The following is a 15,597-nucleotide window of genomic DNA, read 5'->3' on the forward strand; positions in this document are numbered from 1 at the left end:
AGGCCAGGTGGCCGCTACAATCCGGTGTTACCGCTGATCGATTTCGAAGGGCATACCCGCGTGGCAACGACGAACGACCTCAAGAACGGCATGGTGCTCGACCTGGACGGCCAGCTCTGGTCCGTCGTGTGGTTCCAGCATCACAAGCCGGGCAAGGGCGGCGCCGTCGTCCGGACCAAGCTGAAGAACGTGCTGTCCGGCAAGGTGGTGGACAAGACCTTCAACGCCGACGTCAAGGTCGAGGTGGCCACGGTCGACAAGCGTGACATGACGTACCTGTACAACGACGGCTCCGCGTACGTGTTCATGGACAAGTCGACGTACGAGCAGCTCAACATCCAGCCCGACGTGGTCGGCGACGCCGCGCACTTCCTGCTGGAGAACCAGGACGCGATCGTCGCGGTGCACGACGACCTGCCGCTGTACGTCGAGCTCCCGGCCTCGGTCGAGCTCGTCGTCGAGTACACCGAGCCGGGCCTGCAGGGCGACCGGTCCAGCGGCGGCACCAAGCCCGCCCGCCTGGAGACCGGCTACGACATCCAGGTGCCGCTGTTCCTGACCACTGGCGAGAAGGTCAAGGTGGACACCCGGACCGGGGACTACCTCGGCCGCGTCAACTCCTGATCGACGCCGACCTTTAGGACAAGAGAACATGTCTGCCCGGAGCAAGGCCCGCAAGCGCGCCCTCGACGTGCTGTTCGAGTCGGAGGTCAGGGGGCTGCCGGTCGGCGGCACCCTGGCCGACCGGGTGGCCGACAACGACCCGCCGGTGAACGAGTTCACGGTGGCGCTGGTCGAGGGGGTCGCGAAGCACAGCGAGCAGATCGACGAGCTGCTCTCGACGCACTCGGTCGGCTGGACGCTGGACCGGATGCCGGCCGTCGACCGGAACATCCTGCGGATCGGCGCCTACGAGCTGCTGTACGACGACCAGGTCCCGGATGTGGTCGCGGTGAGCGAGGCGGTCGCGCTGGCGCGGGACCTGTCGACCGACGAGTCCCCGACGTTCGTGAACGGCCTGCTGGCCCGGCTGCTGCAGTTGAAGCCCACGCTGGGCATCTGAGGCCCAGGGGCTGCGGGGAACGAGGGGGGCGAGCCCTCCGGAGTCAAGGCCCGGTGACCGTCTCGGTACGGTCCCGGGCCGCCGTTGCGTCCCCGTGGTGCGGCGGGTGAGGTGGTACCTGCCGCTTGTCGTGCGCTGTGTCTTGCCTGGTGTTGCTGGTACTGCTCTGTTCTGTCCGCGAGAGGAAGGCGGGCGGCCGCGGGCCAGCTGCTACAAGCCCCGACCGTCTGGTGCCTTCTCAGGCGTCAGGCGCCGGCGGCCTCGGACGAATCCTCGACGTCACCCTTCGCCTCCGGGTTCAGTACACCCCAGGAGATGAAGCGCTCGGTCAGCGTCGTCGGCGACTCGTCGTAGATCACCGCGAGCGTCCGCATGTCGTCCTGACGGATCGACAGCACCTTCCCGTTGTAGTCCCCACGCTGAGCCTGGATCGTGGCCGCGTACCGCGTCAGCGGACCGGCCTCGCTCGCGTCGAGGTGTTGCAGGGCCTCCAGGTCGAGGATCAACCGGGGCGGAGCGGCTGCCGCGGCGGCCGCGCTGGCGTTGCCCGGAAGCAGTTCCCGGATCGGCACGCCGTAGAAATCGGCGAGCTCCGCGAGCTTCTGGACCGTGACGGCCCGATCGCCGCGCTCGTACGAGCCGACGACGACCGCCTTCCAGCGACCCTTGGACTTCTCTTCCACGCCGTGCAGCGACAGTCCTTGCTGCTGGCGGATGGCGCGTAGCTTGCCACCCAGTGTCTTCGCGTATTCGCTAGGCACGCTGGTTCTTCCCTCCGACTAGTTCGTCATGTCCGGGACCGATGACCGGCCCCGGGAACGGTGAACCCCCCTCGATTACACAGAGTAACAATATTCCGGGGCGGAGGCCAGCGTCAAGACGGCGTGTCACATCCGATACCATGTCAAGCGGTCCGAACGTCCTTTAAAGACCCGTCCAGAGAGGCGGGAAAGGAGGAACGGTAGCGATGAGCCCTGCCCAGAGTGCAGAGCAGCCCGAGGGCGCGCAGCCGCCGAAACGCAGCAGCCGCGAAGTCCTCGACGCTTCCGACATTTCCCGGGCACTGACCCGGATCGCCCACGAGATCCTCGAGCGGAACCGCGGCGCCGACCCGGTCGTCCTGCTCGGCATCCCCAGCCGCGGCGTCCCGCTGGCCCAGCGGGTCTCGGCCCGCATCCAGGCCGTCGAGGGGCAGAGCGTGCCCACGGGGTCACTCGACGTGACCATGTACCGCGACGACATCGGCCTCAAGCCGCCGCGCGGCCTCGAGCACACCGACATCCCGGCGGACGGGATCGACGGCAAGGTCGTGGTGCTGGTCGACGACGTGCTGTTCTCCGGCCGGACGATCCGCGCGGCCCTCGACGCGCTCGGCGACATTGGCCGCCCGCGCGCCGTCCAGCTCGCCGTCCTCGTCGACCGCGGGCACCGCGAGCTGCCGATCCGCGCCGACTACGTGGGCAAGAACCTGCCGACCTCGCTGGTCGAGCGGGTGACCGTGCACCTGACCGAGTTCGACGGCGAGGACGCGGTGCTGATCGCGGACAAAGCTGTGGACAAGCCGGGGGACAAGCCGGGGGACAAGCCGGGGGACAAGCCGGGGGACAAGCCGGGGGACAAGACGACCGCGGGGGTGAAGGCATGAAGCACCTGCTGAGTACCGCGGACCTGAGCCGCGACGAGGCGCAGCGGATCCTCGACACCGCCGAGGAGATGCGGTCGCTCGCCGACCGCCCGATCAAGAAGCTGCCCGCGCTCCGCGGGCGCACCGTGGTGAACCTGTTCTTCGAGGACTCCACCCGGACCCGGATCTCGTTCGAGGCGGCCGCCAAGCGGCTGTCCGCGGACGTCATCAACTTCTCCGCCAAGGGCTCCAGCGTGAGCAAGGGGGAGAGCCTCAAGGACACCGCGCTGACCCTGCAGGCGATGGGCGCCGACGGCGTCGTCTGCCGGCACGGCTCGTCGGGGGCGCCGCACCTGCTGGCGACCTCGGGCTGGATGACCGGCTCGGTGGTGAACGCGGGCGACGGGACCCACGAGCACCCGACGCAGGCGCTGCTCGACGCGTTCACGATGCGAAGGCACCTCGGGTCGCTGGAGGGCCGCCGGATCACGATCGTCGGTGACGTCCTGCACTCCCGGGTCGCCCGGTCGAACGTGCTGCTGCTGTCGACGCTCGGCGCCGAGGTGACCGTGGTCGCCCCGCCGACGCTGCTGCCCGTCGACATGAGCAGCTGGCCGTGCGTCACGTCGTACGACTTCGACTCCGTGCTGCCGAAGAGCGACGCGGTGATGATGCTGCGGGTGCAGCGGGAGCGGATGAACGACGCGTTCTTCCCGAGCGCCCGCGAGTACAGCCGCCGCTACGGGCTTGACAAGTACCGGATGGCGCAGCTGCCGGACGAGGCGATCGTGCTGCACCCCGGCCCGATGAACCGCGGGATGGAGATCAGCGCCGAGGTCGCCGACTCGACCCGCTCGGTGATCGTCGAGCAGGTCACCAACGGCGTCGCGATCCGCATGGCCGTCCTTTACCTACTCCTGTCCGGAAGCAACGAAGGGGAACCGACAGCATGACCGCGTATCTGATCACCGGCGCCGCGATCCTGGGCGGTGAGGTGGCGGACCTGCTGATCGACAACGGCGAGATCGTTGCCACCGGCACCAACCTCCCCACCCCTGACGGTACGACGACGGTCGACGCGCGGGGGCTGATCGCGCTGCCCGGGCTCGTCGACCTGCACACGCACCTGCGCGAGCCGGGCCGGGAGGACGCCGAGACCGTCCTGACCGGCACCCGGGCCGCCGCGAAGGGCGGGTTCACCGCGGTCTACGCGATGGCGAACACCGACCCGGTCGCCGACACCGCGGGTGTGGTCGAGCAGGTCTGGCGGCTCGGCCGCGACGCCGGGTACGCCGACGTGTACCCGATCGGCGCCGTGACGGTCGGCCGCAAGGGCACGCAGCTCGCCGAGCTCGGCGCGATGGCGGACTCCGCGGCCCGGGTCCGGGTCTTCTCCGACGACGGCGACTGCGTCTGGGACGCCGCGCTGATGCGCCGCGCGCTCGAGTACGTGAAGGCGTTCGACGGCGTGGTCGCGCAGCACGCGCAGGAGCCGCGGCTGACGCAGGGCGCGCAGATGAACGAGGGCGCGCTGTCCGGCGTCCTGGGCCTCACCGGCTGGCCGAGTGTCGCCGAGGAGGCGATCATCGCCCGCGACATCCTGCTGAACGCGCACGTCGGGTCGAAGCTGCACATCTGCCACCTGTCCACCAAGGGCTCGGTGGAGATCGTCCGGGCCGCCAAGCGCCGCGGGCTGGAGGTGACCGCCGAGGTCACCCCGCACCACCTGCTGCTCACCGAGGACCTGGCCGCGTCCTACAACCCGGTCTACAAGGTGAACCCGCCGCTGCGCACCAAGGCGGACGTCGAGGCAGTCCGCGAGGGCCTCGCAGACGGGACGATCGACATCGTCGCCACCGACCACGCGCCGCACCCGGTCGAGGACAAGGACTGCGAGTGGAGCGCGGCCGCGTTCGGCATGACCGGGCTGGAGACCGCGCTGAGCGTCGTCCAGCACGCGATGGTCGACACCAAGCTGCTCACCTGGGCCGACGTCGCCGACCGCATGAGCTACCGGCCGGCCGCGATCGGGCAGTCCGCCGACCACGGCCGCCCGCTGGAGGCCGGTGCGCCCGCGAACGTCGTGCTGTACGACCCGCGCGTCGAGCGGACCGTCGTACCGGAGGAGTCGGTGTCGCTGTCGCGGAACACGCCGTTCGACGGGATGACGCTGCCGGGCAAGGTGGTCGCGACCTTCCTGCGCGGTACGCCGACCGTCCTGGACGGTGAGCTGACGACCGGGGCGGTGGGGCGGGGAAGGAATTCAACGGAGTGAAGGCCTACCTGGGCGTTCTCGGCACGCTGCTGGTGCTGGCGGCGGGCTATTTCGCGATGTACCGGGGCTGGCGCAACCGCCAGTCCCGGCAGGCCGACCTGGCGCCGCTGCCCACGGCGCCGACGGACGGCAGCACCCGCGGCGTCGAGGGCGTGTACGTCGCGACGACGAGTGCCGGCGACTGGATGGACCGGATCGCCGTCCACGAACTGGGCGTCCGCGCGACCGCGGACCTGGCCGTCAGTGAGGCCGGCCTGATCTTCCACCGGCAGGGCGCGGCGGACGTCTTCATCCCCGCCGACCGGCTGACCGGGGTCCGGACCGACCGTGGCATCGCCGGCAAGGTGACCGCGGAGAAGTCCGGCCTGGTCGTGGTCACCTGGACGCACGACGGCCGGGAACTCGACACCGGGTTCCGGCCGCGGCGCAAGGCGGACACCGAACCCCTGACCGCATCCATCTCGACCTTGATCGGAGCACAATGAGCCAGCCCGCGCTGCTGGTCCTCGAGGACGGCCGGGCGTTCACCGGTACGTCGTACGGGGCGACCGGATCCACGTTCGGCGAGGCGGTCTTCACCACCGGGATGACCGGGTACCAGGAGACACTGACCGACCCGTCGTACCACCGGCAGATCGTCACCCAGACCGCGCCGCACATCGGCAACACCGGGATCAACGACGAGGACGACGAGTCGCAGAAGATCTGGGTCGCCGGGTACGTCGTCCGCGACCCCGCCCGGGTGCCGTCGAACTGGCGCGCGACGCGCTCGCTCGACGACCAGCTGAAGGGCCAGGGGATCGTCGGGATCTCCGGGATCGACACCCGCGCGCTGACCCGGCACCTGCGCGAGCGCGGCGCGATGCGGGCCGGGATCTCCACCGAGATCCTGGAGCCGGCCGAGCTGCTGGCCAAGGTGCTCGAGCAGCCGCCGATGGTCGGCGCGGACCTGGCCTCCGAGGTGACGACGTTCGAGCCGTACGTCGTCCCGGCCGAGGGCCAGAAGCGCTTCACCGTGGTCGCGCTCGACCTCGGGATCAAGACCATGACGCCGAAGCGGATGTCCGAGCGCGGCATCGAGGTGCACGTGCTGCCCGCCACCGCGACGCTCGAGGAGATCCTCGCGGTCAACCCGGACGGCATCTTCATGAGCAACGGCCCTGGCGACCCGGAGACCACCGAGCACCCGACGACGCTGCTCAAGCAGCTGCTCGAGCGGAACAAGCCGTACTTCGGGATCTGCTTCGGCAACCAGGTGTTCGGGCGGGCGCTCGGTCTCGGCACGTTCAAGCTGAAGTACGGGCACCGCGGGATCAACCAACCGGTGCTCGACCGGGCCACCGGCAAGGTCGAGATCACCGCGCAGAACCACGGCTTCGCGGTCGACGCGCCGATCGAGGAGACGGTCGAGACGCCGTACGGCACGGCCGAGGTCAGCCATGTGTCCCTGAACGACAACGTGGTCGAGGGGCTCCGATTGACCGGCAAGGACGGCCGCGTGCTCGCCTTCTCGGTCCAGTACCACCCTGAAGCGGCGGCCGGTCCGCACGACTCCGCGTACCTCTTCGACCGCTTCGTAGAGCTGATGGAAGGGCGGAACTGATGCCGCGCCGTACAGACATCGATTCGGTCCTGGTGATCGGGTCCGGCCCGATCGTGATCGGCCAGGCCTGCGAGTTCGACTACTCCGGAACCCAGGCCTGCCGGGTGCTGAAGGAGGAGGGCTTCCGGGTCGTCCTGGTGAACTCCAACCCGGCCACGATCATGACCGACCCGGAGTTCGCCGACGCGACGTACGTCGAGCCGATCACGCCGGAGTACGTCGAGAAGGTGATCGAGAAGGAGCGCCCGAACGCGCTGCTCGCCACGCTCGGCGGCCAGACCGCGCTGAACGCCGCGATCGCGCTGCACGAGAACGGCGTCCTGGAGAAGTACGGCGTGGAGCTGATCGGCGCCTCGGTCGACGCGATCCAGCGTGGTGAGAACCGGGAGTCGTTCAAGCAGATCGTCGAGAAGCTCGGCGCCGAGGTTGCGCGGTCGCGGATCTGCCACTCGATCGACGACGTGCTGGCCGCGGCCGGTGAACTCGGGTACCCGCTGGTCGTCCGGCCGTCGTTCACGATGGGCGGCGTCGGCTCCGGGATGGCGTACGACGAGGCCGACCTGCGCCGGATCGCCGGCGCCGGCCTGCACGCGTCGCCGACCACCGAGGTCCTGATCGAGGAGTCGATCCTCGGCTGGAAGGAGTACGAGCTGGAGGTGATGCGCGACAAGGCCGACAACGTCGTGATCATCTGCTCGATCGAGAACGTCGATCCGATGGGCGTGCACACCGGCGACTCGGTCACGGTCGCACCGGCGATGACGCTGACCGACCGCGAGTACCAGGTGATGCGGGACCTGGCGATCGGCATCATCCGCGAGGTCGGCGTCGACACCGGCGGCTGCAACATCCAGTTCGCGGTGAACCCGGCCGACGGCCGGCTGATCGTGATCGAGATGAACCCGCGGGTGTCGCGGTCGTCGGCGCTGGCGTCGAAGGCGACCGGGTTCCCGATCGCGAAGATCGCCGCGAAGGTCGCGATCGGCTACACGCTCGACGAGATCCCGAACGACATCACCCGGAAGACGCCGGCCAGCTTCGAGCCGACGCTGGACTACGTCGTGGTGAAGGTGCCGCGGTTCGCGTTCGAGAAGTTCCCGGCCGCGGACGCCACGCTGACCACGCACATGAAGAGCGTCGGCGAGGCGATGGCCATCGGCCGGAACTACACCGAGGCGCTGCAGAAGGCGCTGCGCTCGCTGGAGAAGCCGGAGGCCCGGTTCTCCTGGGCCGGCCAGCCGGCGAGCGAGCTGGAGCCGTTGCTGGAGGCAATCAAGACGCCGCACGACGGGCGGCTCCGGACCATCATGGACGCGATCCGGGCCGGTGCGACGCCTGAGCAGATCTTCGACGCCACGAAGATCGATCCGTGGTTCGTGGACCAGCTGTACCTGATCCATGAGACCGCGCTGCAGGTGGCGGCCGCGCCGCGGCTGACGCCCGAGGTGATCAAGCTCGCCAAGCGGCACGGGTTCTCGGACCTGCAGCTGGCCGAGATCCGCGGGCTGACCGAGGACGTCGTCCGCGGCGTGCGGCAGGCGCTCGGGATCCGGCCGGTCTACAAGACGGTCGACACCTGCGCGGCCGAGTTCAAGGCCGAGACGCCGTACCACTATTCGTCGTACGACGAGGAGACCGAGGTCGCGCAGCGGGACACCCCGGCGGTGCTCATCCTGGGCTCCGGGCCGAACCGGATCGGTCAGGGCATCGAGTTCGACTACTCCTGCGTGCACGCGTCGATGGCGCTGCGCGAGGCCGGGTACTGCACCGTGATGGTGAACTGCAACCCGGAGACGGTCTCGACCGACTACGACACCTCGGACCGGCTGTACTTCGAGCCGCTCACCTGCGAGGACGTGCTCGAGATCGTGTACGCCGAGCTGCAGGCGGGACCGGTAGCGGGCGTGATCGTCCAGCTCGGCGGCCAGACGCCGCTCGGCCTGGCGCAGCGGCTCGCGGACGCCGGCGTACCGATTGTCGGCACGCCGCCGGAGGCGATCCACCTCGCCGAGGAGCGGGGCGCGTTCGGCAAGGTGCTCGCGGACGCGCAACTGCCGGCGCCGAAGCACGGTACGGCGATGTCGGCCGGCGAGGCGCACGCGGTCGCGGAGGAGATCGGGTTCCCGGTCCTCGTCCGGCCGTCGTACGTGCTCGGCGGTCGTGGGATGGAGATCGTCTACAGCCCGGCCGAGCTGACCGCGGCGCTGGACCGGCTGAGCGCCGGCTCCGGCTCGTGGGAGCACCCGGTGCTGATCGACCGGTTCCTGGACGACGCCGTGGAGATCGACGTCGACGGGCTGTACGACGGCAACGAGCTGTTCCTCGGCGGCGTGATGGAGCACATCGAGGAGGCCGGCGTGCACTCCGGCGACTCGTCGTGCGCGCTGCCGCCGATCACGCTCGGGAACGCGGACATCGAGAACATCCGGCGCTCCACCGAGGCGATCGCGCGCGGGGTCGGCGTCCGGGGTCTGCTGAACGTGCAGTACGCGCTCGCCGGCGACGTGCTGTACGTGCTGGAGGCGAACCCGCGGGCCTCGCGGACGGTGCCGTTCGTGTCCAAGGCGACCGCGACCCCGATGGCGAAGGCGGCGGCCCGGGTGATGCTCGGCGCCACGATCGCCGAGCTGCGGGCCGAAGGGCTGCTGCCGGCGTCAGGTGACGGTGGCACGCTGCCGCCGACGACGCCGATCGCGGTCAAGGAGGCCGTGATGCCGTTCAACCGGTTCCGGACGATCGACGGGGCTTCCGTCGACACCGTGCTCGGGCCGGAGATGCGGTCGACCGGTGAGGTGATGGGCATCGACGACACGTTCGGTACGGCGTTCGCGAAGTCGCAGGCGGGTGCGTCGCAGCCGCTGCCCGGGGCCGGCAAGGTGTTCGTCTCGGTCGCGAACCGGGACAAGCGGCACATGATCTTCCCGGTCAAGCGGCTGGCGGACCTCGGCTTCCAGATCTACGCGACGGAAGGGACGGCCGACGTCCTGCGGCGCAACGGGGTCGAGGCGGTGACGGTCCGCAAGAGCAGCCAGGGGCCGGGACCGAACGGCGAGCCGACGATCGTCCAGATGGTCCAGGACGGCGAGCTGAACCTGATCGTCAACACTCCGATCGGGATCACGCAGGGCGGCTCCCCGCGCCTGGACGGCTACGAGATCCGCAGCGCCGCCGTGGCCCGCAACATCCCGTGCATCACCACGGTCCAGGGCTTGGCCGCCGCCGTCCAGGGCATCGAGTCCCAACGAGCCGGCGACATCGGCGTCCGCTCCCTCCAGGACTGGGTCCCGAGGATCCGCGGTGTCTGACCGGGCGAAGGTTCCGGCGGTGCGGCCGGGTGCGACGGCGTACGAGCGGTTCGTCCGGCCGGTGCTGTATCGGCTGGGGCGTGGTGATGCGGAGGTCGCGCACGAGCAGACGCTCGCCGGCCTCCGCCTCCTCGGCCGCATCCCCGGCGCACCCCGCGCCGGGGCCCGGGTGTTCGGCGTCCCCGGTCTCGCCCGTCGCGGATCGTCCGGCGCGGCTCGGAAGGTGTTCGGGGTTCGGTTTCCGTCGCCGGTGGGGCTTGCGGCCGGGATGGACAAGAACGGGATCGCGCTGCGGTCCTGGCCGGCGATCGGCTTCGGCTTCGTGGAGGTCGGAACCGTCACAGCGCATCCGCAGCCCGGTAACGAGAAGCCGCGGCTGTTCCGCCTCGTCGAGCACGAGGCGGTGATCAACCGCATGGGCTTCAACAACCTCGGCAGCGCCGCCCTGGCTTCGCGTCTGGCGGCGTACGGCGACCTCGGCTACCCGCTCGGCATCTCGATCGGCAAGTCCAAGGTGACACCCCTCGAGGAAGCCGTCGACGACTACGTGACCTCCCTGCGCCGCCTCTACCGGTACGGCGACTACTTCGCGGTCAACGTCAGCTCACCGAACACTCCGGGCCTGCGCACCCTCCAGGACGCCGGCCACCTGCGCGAGCTGCTCACCGCACTGCACGCCGAGGCCGCGGCGCTGACCGTCGCCGGCCTGTCGCCGAAACCGATCCTGGTGAAGATCGCCCCGGACCTGACCACGTCGGCGATCGACGAACTCCTCCAGGTCTGCACCGACACGGGCGTCGCCGGCATCATCGCCACCAACACCACCATCGGCCGTCCCGGCGTCGAGACGCATCCGCTGTCGAAGGAGACCGGCGGCCTGTCCGGCCGCCCGCTGACCGAGACGTCCGCCAAGGTGGTCGCGCACATCCACAACGCCACCGGGGGAGCGCTGCCGATCATCGGCGTCGGCGGCATCCTGGAACCGTCCGACGCGACCCGGCTGTTCGACGCCGGCGCGAGCCTCGTCCAGGTGTACACAGGTTTGATTTACCGCGGCCCGGGCCTGATCCGGCAGATCAACAGGAGCTTGCCATGAGCAACAACAAACCGTTCGGCGCCCGGCTGCGGGCGGCGATGGACAGCCGCGGACCGCTGTGTGTCGGCATCGACCCGCACGCGCACCTGCTGGACGCCTGGGGCCTGCCGGACACCGCGGAGGGCCTGGCGTCGTTCACGTACGGCGTCGTCGACGCGCTCGCGGACCGGGTCGCGGTGTTCAAGCCGCAGTCCGCGTTCTTCGAGCGCTTCGGCTCGGCCGGGGTCGCCGTACTCGAGCAGGCCACGATCCGGCTGCGTGAGGCCGGTGCCCTGGTGATCATCGACGCGAAGCGCGGTGACATCGGTACGACGATGGCCGGCTACGCGTCGGCGTACCTGGCGGAGAAGGGGCCGCTGGCGTGCGACGCGCTGACGGTCAGCCCGTACCTCGGCTTCGGCTCCCTGCAGCCCGCGATCGACGAGGCCCGCGCGGCCGGGGCGGGCCTGTTCGTGCTCGCGCTGACCTCCAACCCGGAGGGTCCGCAGTTCCAGTCCGCCCGCACCGCGGACGGCCCGACCGTGGCCGGCGCCGTCCTGGACGGCCTCCGCGCGCTGAACGCCGACGCCGACGGCCTGGGCTCCTTCGGCGCAGTCGTTGGCGCCACCATCAGCCCCACCGACGAGAACCTGGACATCAACGGCCCGCTCCTGGCCCCCGGCCTGGGCGCCCAGGGCGGCACCGCCGAGAGCCTCACCAAGGTGTTCGGCGCCGCCGTCCGCAACGTCGTCCCCTCCAGCTCCCGCGAGATCCTCGGCGCGGGCCCGGACGCGACCGCCCTCCAGGACGCCGCCGCCCGCACCAACGACGCCTACCGGGCGGTCCTGGGGTACTGATCGCGGTTACGCTCGTCGGGTGACTTCGGGCCTGGAGTTGTGCAGGCGGTTCTACGACGAGGTGGTGCGGCACGTCGTCGACGTGCCGCACAGTGCGGCCCTGCTGGGGCGGGGGTCGGAGGTGCTCGGGTACGACGACGAGATGTCAACCGACCACAACGGCGAGGCGCGGGTCGTGCTGTTCGTGCGGCCGGGTGTCGTGGTGAGGCCGGAGGTGCCGGAGCGCTTCGAGGGGCGGCCGACGCTGGTCGAGGTGCACACGGTCCGGGAGTTCTTCCAGTCGCGGCTCGGCTTCGATCCGGAGGCGGCGCTGACGGTCGGGGACTGGCTGACCTTCCCGGAGCAGCACCTGCTGATGATGACGGCGGGCGCCGTCTTCCACGACGAGCTCGGGGTGCAGGACGTGCGCGACCGGCTGGCGTACTACCCGGACGACGTCTGGCGGTACCTGATGATCGCGGCGTGGTGGCGCGTGCATCCGGAAGTGAATCTTGCGGGCCGGGCCGGGTACGTCGGCGACGAGCTCGGGTCGGCGGTGATCGGCGCGCAGTTGGTGCAGGACCTGATGCGGCTGGGCTTCCTGCTGGAGCGGCAGTACGCGCCGTACTCGAAGTGGTTCGGTACGGCGTTCAGCCGGCTCTCGTCCGGCCCGGCGCTGACACCGCTGCTGCAGGACGTACTGCGTGCGTCGAGCTGGCAGCAGCGGGAGGAGGCGCTGATGGCGGCGTACCGGGCGGTGGGGGAGCTGCATAACCGGCTGGGGATCACGGCCCCGGTGGAGCTCGGGGTCGAGCGGATGTGGGGCCGGCCGTTTCGGGTCGTCTGGGGTGACTTCCCAGGCGCGCTCTCCGCGACGATCCGGGATCCCGGCGTACGGCGGATCGCCGAGCGCTGGCCGGTGGGCGGGATCGAGCAGGTGCGCGACGTGCTGCACCGCGTCCGCGACCGGCGTCAGTTGCTGGCGTTGCTCGAGTAGAGGGTGGTGAGCAGGTCGACGGCGGCCTCGGTGGCTGGGTGCGGGTCTTCACGCGGCCAGATCAGGTGTACGTCGATGGGCGGGACGTCGCGGACCGGGCGATAGGTGACACCCTCGCGGCGGTACTGCGTTGTGGTGGCCTGGGCTGTCATGCCGACGCAGCGGCCGGAGGCGATCGCAGCCAGCCAGTCGTCGACGTCCTGGGTGTACTCGATGGCCGGCCGGGCGTCCTCGGGCCACAGGTCGATCGTCGTGCTTCCGGTGCGGCGGTCGATGACGAGCGTGCGGTCGCGGAGCTGGTCGAGCGTGACGGCCCGTTTACGCGTCAGCGGGTCGTCGGCGGGCAGGGCGCAGTACCGCGGCTCCCGGGTCAGCAGGACGTGGGCGAAGCGCCGGAGGTCGAGGTGGCTGCGGACAACCGCGAGGTCGCACTGCCCTTCCGCGAGTCCACCGGTCGTCGTGTTGCTGCGGATCAGTTGCAGCTCGATCCCGGGGTGCTCGGCGGCCCAGCGGCGCTGGAACTCGCGGGTGTGACTCCCGAACGCCGACCACGCGTGCCCGACGCGCAGCCGGGTGTGTCCGCTCGTCGCCTCACTGACCAGCTCGTCGATCTCGGCGAGGATGTGCCGCGCCCGCGCGAGCACCCGGACACCGGCGCTCGTGGGCGTGAGCGACCGGCTGGTCCGGTGCAGCAGGCGGACACCGAGCTCGCGCTCCAGTGCCAGCAGGTTGCGCGACACCGCGGCCTGGGAGATCCCGAGCTCGATCGCGGCGTCGGTGAACGTCCCGGAGTCCACGATCTCCACGAGGCACCGCAGCTGCCGGATATCCATGACTCCAGCGTATAGATCGGGCAGTCGATGCATTTTGCGGCCGGCCGCCGCGCGCGCACGCTCGGGAGCGTGAGGCGAGATCGGTTGGTCGGTGTGGTGATGATGCTCGGCAGCGGGCTGTCGACGCAGGTCGGCGCGTCGGTGGCGGCGCTGGCGTTCCCGGTGATCGGGCCGGCGGGCGTGGTGGCGATCCGGCAGTGGGTCGCCGCGATCGTGCTGCTCGCGGTCGGCCGCCCGCGGCTGCGGTCGATCACGGCGCGGCAGTGGCGCCCGGTGATCGGGCTGGCGGCGGTCTTCGCGGTGATGAACCTGTCCCTGTACACGGCCATCGACCGGATCGGTCTCGGGCTGGCCGTCACGCTGGAGTTCCTCGGACCGCTGGCTGTCGCGCTGCTCGGCTCGCGGCGGGTGCTCGACCTGGTGTGCGCGCTGGTCGCCGCGCCGGCCGTCGTACTGCTCGCCCGGCCGCAGGCGTCGACGGACTACCTCGGGATCGGCCTCGGGCTGCTGGCGGCGACGTGCTGGGCGTTCTACATACTGCTCAACCGCGTGGTCGGGAAAGAGTTGCCGGGCGCAACCGGTTCGGCCGCCGCGGCCGGCCTGTCCGGGCTCGCCTACGTTCCGATCGGCATCGTGGTCCTGCTGCACCACCCCGTCACGCTCGCCGCCGCGGCGTACGCGCTGGTGGCCGGCGTGCTGTCGTCCGCCGTACCGTTCCTCGTCGACCTGTTGACGTTGCGGCGGGTGCCGGCGCAGTTCTTCGGGGTGTTCATGAGCGTGAACCCGGTACTCGCGGCGCTCGTCGGGCTCGTGGTGCTGCACCAGCGGCTCGCGTTGGTGGACTGGCTGGCGATCCTCGTGATCGTTTCCGCGAACGCGGTCGCGATCACCTTCGGCGGCAGCAGGACCGTCGTACCTGAAGTGGACTCGAAGGCCGACGCGGCAGATCACAGCCCGGTTCCAGTCGGCCGGTGCGACGTTCTTCACGGCGCGCCGGACGCCGTGGTGACCCCGGCGTTCGGAAAGGTATCGCCGGACGGGGAGCCACGGTCTTCCCGCGTGACACAGTGAAGGAACACGATGCGGAAGCTGGCAGCCCTCGCGGCCGTTGTGACGATGAGTGTTGGCGCCCTGACGGCCTGCTCGGGTGGCGACTACTGCGGTGACCTGAAGGGCTACGTCGACTCGTCGAAGGACCTGGACATCAAGAACGCCGACGCCGTCGGCAAGATGCTCGACAAGGCGAAGACCGTGTCGAAGTCCGCGCCGGACGACCTGAAGGACGACTGGAAGAACGTCATCGACTACGCCGAGAAGGCGCAGGACGCCAAGGGCGACACCAACAAGCTGGTGGAGCTCGCGAAGAACGACGGCACCAAGATCCAGTCCTCCATGGAAGCGATCACCAAGCACGCCAAGGACACCTGCAAGATCGACCTCCCGGGCGCCGGCAACTGACGCAGGCCCCCGCGACGTGCGTGGCCCGGTGGACGGCTCTGCCCGTTCCGTCGCACCGGGCCGCCGTACGGCGGAACGCGGTCGTTTCGGATCGCTTGGTGACGGCCGGTAGCGTGGGCGCGGTGAAGCGTACTCTCGCCGTCATCGCGACCCTGACCGCCGGCACCGGACTGCTGACCGCCTGCACCGACGAGCAGGCGTACTGCGTCGATCTCGCCACCTACGCCGCCAAGGCGGTCGACGTCGACCCGCAGAAGCCGGTCGACTACGTGAAGATCCTGGACGACGCGAAGAAGCTCCAGGAGTCCGCGCCGCAGGACGTCAAGGACGACTGGGGCGTCGTCGTCACGTTCGCCGAGAAGGCCAAGGCGGCCGGTTCGGACGCGGTGAAGCTGGCCGAGCTGAGCAAGCAGACGCCCGGCGTGATGACGGCGTACAAGAACATCACCACCCAGGCGAAAGACAGCTGCAAGGTAGATCTCCCCGCCCTCAACTGAGTACCTGGTCCGTCCCGGGCTGGAGCCGTGT

The 15,597-nt window shown here is 70.1% G+C and carries 16 protein-coding genes; 14 read left to right on the forward strand and 2 right to left on the reverse strand.

Features of this window, described 5'->3' with window-relative positions:
• The first annotated feature begins 90 nt into the window (after window positions 1-90).
• On the forward strand, window positions 91-624 hold the full coding sequence (efp, locus tag ABN611_RS28210) for an elongation factor P (protein WP_350281697.1): 534 nt from the start codon (window positions 91-93) through the stop codon (window positions 622-624).
• A gap of 28 nt (window positions 625-652) precedes the next feature.
• Entirely contained in the window at window positions 653-1,063 is a 411-nt protein-coding gene (nusB, locus tag ABN611_RS28215; RefSeq protein WP_350275268.1) for a transcription antitermination factor NusB, read from the forward strand.
• 245 nt (window positions 1,064-1,308) lie between these two features.
• On the opposite strand, the gene ABN611_RS28220 is transcribed toward nusB, so the two are convergent.
• Window positions 1,309-1,824 carry a transcriptional regulator gene (locus ABN611_RS28220; protein WP_167209756.1) on the reverse strand — a complete coding sequence of 172 codons (516 nt, stop codon included), beginning with the start codon at window positions 1,822-1,824 and terminating at the stop codon, window positions 1,309-1,311.
• A gap of 206 nt (window positions 1,825-2,030) precedes the next feature.
• On the opposite strand from ABN611_RS28220, the gene pyrR reads away from it, so the two are divergent.
• The 9 genes from pyrR to ABN611_RS28265 are packed head-to-tail and all read left to right on the forward strand — an operon-like array spanning window position 2,031 to window position 12,778.
• Entirely contained in the window at window positions 2,031-2,708 is a 678-nt protein-coding gene (gene pyrR, locus ABN611_RS28225; RefSeq protein WP_350275269.1) for a bifunctional pyr operon transcriptional regulator/uracil phosphoribosyltransferase PyrR, read from the forward strand.
• Window positions 2,705-3,640: an aspartate carbamoyltransferase catalytic subunit gene (locus ABN611_RS28230; protein ID WP_350275270.1), complete on the forward strand. Its 936-nt coding sequence runs from the start codon at window positions 2,705-2,707 to the stop codon at window positions 3,638-3,640. Before pyrR ends, ABN611_RS28230 begins: the two co-directional genes overlap by 4 nt.
• A complete protein-coding gene (locus ABN611_RS28235) occupies window positions 3,637-4,962 on the forward strand; it encodes a dihydroorotase (protein WP_350275271.1) in 1,326 nt (441 codons plus the stop codon). Before ABN611_RS28230 ends, ABN611_RS28235 begins: the two co-directional genes overlap by 4 nt.
• Window positions 4,959-5,447: a hypothetical protein gene (locus ABN611_RS28240; protein ID WP_350275272.1), complete on the forward strand. Its 489-nt coding sequence runs from the start codon at window positions 4,959-4,961 to the stop codon at window positions 5,445-5,447. The genes ABN611_RS28235 and ABN611_RS28240 overlap by 4 nt, the downstream gene beginning before the upstream one ends.
• Window positions 5,444-6,565: a glutamine-hydrolyzing carbamoyl-phosphate synthase small subunit gene (gene carA / locus ABN611_RS28245; RefSeq protein WP_350275273.1), complete on the forward strand. Its 1,122-nt coding sequence runs from the start codon at window positions 5,444-5,446 to the stop codon at window positions 6,563-6,565. The genes ABN611_RS28240 and carA overlap by 4 nt, the downstream gene beginning before the upstream one ends.
• Window positions 6,565-9,870, forward strand: a complete 3,306-nt coding sequence (gene carB / locus ABN611_RS28250) for a carbamoyl-phosphate synthase large subunit (RefSeq protein WP_350275274.1) — start codon at window positions 6,565-6,567, stop codon at window positions 9,868-9,870. The genes carA and carB overlap by 1 nt, the downstream gene beginning before the upstream one ends.
• Window positions 9,863-10,966 (forward strand): quinone-dependent dihydroorotate dehydrogenase, encoded by a 1,104-nt coding sequence (locus ABN611_RS28255; RefSeq protein WP_350275275.1) that lies wholly within the window; start codon window positions 9,863-9,865, stop codon window positions 10,964-10,966. The genes carB and ABN611_RS28255 overlap by 8 nt, the downstream gene beginning before the upstream one ends.
• Window positions 10,963-11,802, forward strand: a complete 840-nt coding sequence (gene pyrF / locus ABN611_RS28260) for an orotidine-5'-phosphate decarboxylase (RefSeq protein WP_350275276.1) — start codon at window positions 10,963-10,965, stop codon at window positions 11,800-11,802. The genes ABN611_RS28255 and pyrF overlap by 4 nt, the downstream gene beginning before the upstream one ends.
• Before the next feature lie 19 nt (window positions 11,803-11,821).
• Window positions 11,822-12,778: a DUF4037 domain-containing protein gene (locus ABN611_RS28265; protein WP_350275277.1), complete on the forward strand. Its 957-nt coding sequence runs from the start codon at window positions 11,822-11,824 to the stop codon at window positions 12,776-12,778.
• Here ABN611_RS28265 and ABN611_RS28270 read toward each other — a convergent pair.
• Window positions 12,754-13,611: a LysR family transcriptional regulator gene (locus tag ABN611_RS28270; RefSeq protein WP_350275278.1), complete on the reverse strand. Its 858-nt coding sequence runs from the start codon at window positions 13,609-13,611 to the stop codon at window positions 12,754-12,756. The two genes, ABN611_RS28265 and ABN611_RS28270, sit on opposite strands and share 25 nt — an antisense overlap.
• Before the next feature lie 69 nt (window positions 13,612-13,680).
• On the opposite strand from ABN611_RS28270, the gene ABN611_RS28275 reads away from it, so the two are divergent.
• The 3 genes from ABN611_RS28275 to ABN611_RS28285 all read left to right on the forward strand — a co-directional run bounded on the left by ABN611_RS28275 (window position 13,681) and on the right by ABN611_RS28285 (window position 15,566).
• Complete coding sequence (locus tag ABN611_RS28275; RefSeq protein ID WP_350275279.1) at window positions 13,681-14,682, forward strand: EamA family transporter; 1,002 nt, start codon at window positions 13,681-13,683, stop codon at window positions 14,680-14,682.
• Between the two features lie 9 nt (window positions 14,683-14,691).
• The gene (locus tag ABN611_RS28280; protein ID WP_350275280.1) at window positions 14,692-15,069 is read left to right on the forward strand and encodes a hypothetical protein; all 378 of its coding nucleotides are present in this window, start codon (window positions 14,692-14,694) and stop codon (window positions 15,067-15,069) included.
• 122 nt (window positions 15,070-15,191) lie between these two features.
• The gene (locus tag ABN611_RS28285) at window positions 15,192-15,566 is read left to right on the forward strand and encodes a hypothetical protein (RefSeq protein ID WP_350275281.1); all 375 of its coding nucleotides are present in this window, start codon (window positions 15,192-15,194) and stop codon (window positions 15,564-15,566) included.
• Window positions 15,567-15,597: the final 31 nt, after the last annotated feature.

It is taken from the genome of Kribbella sp. HUAS MG21 (genome assembly GCF_040254265.1).
GTDB lineage: Bacteria > Actinomycetota > Actinomycetes > Propionibacteriales > Kribbellaceae > Kribbella.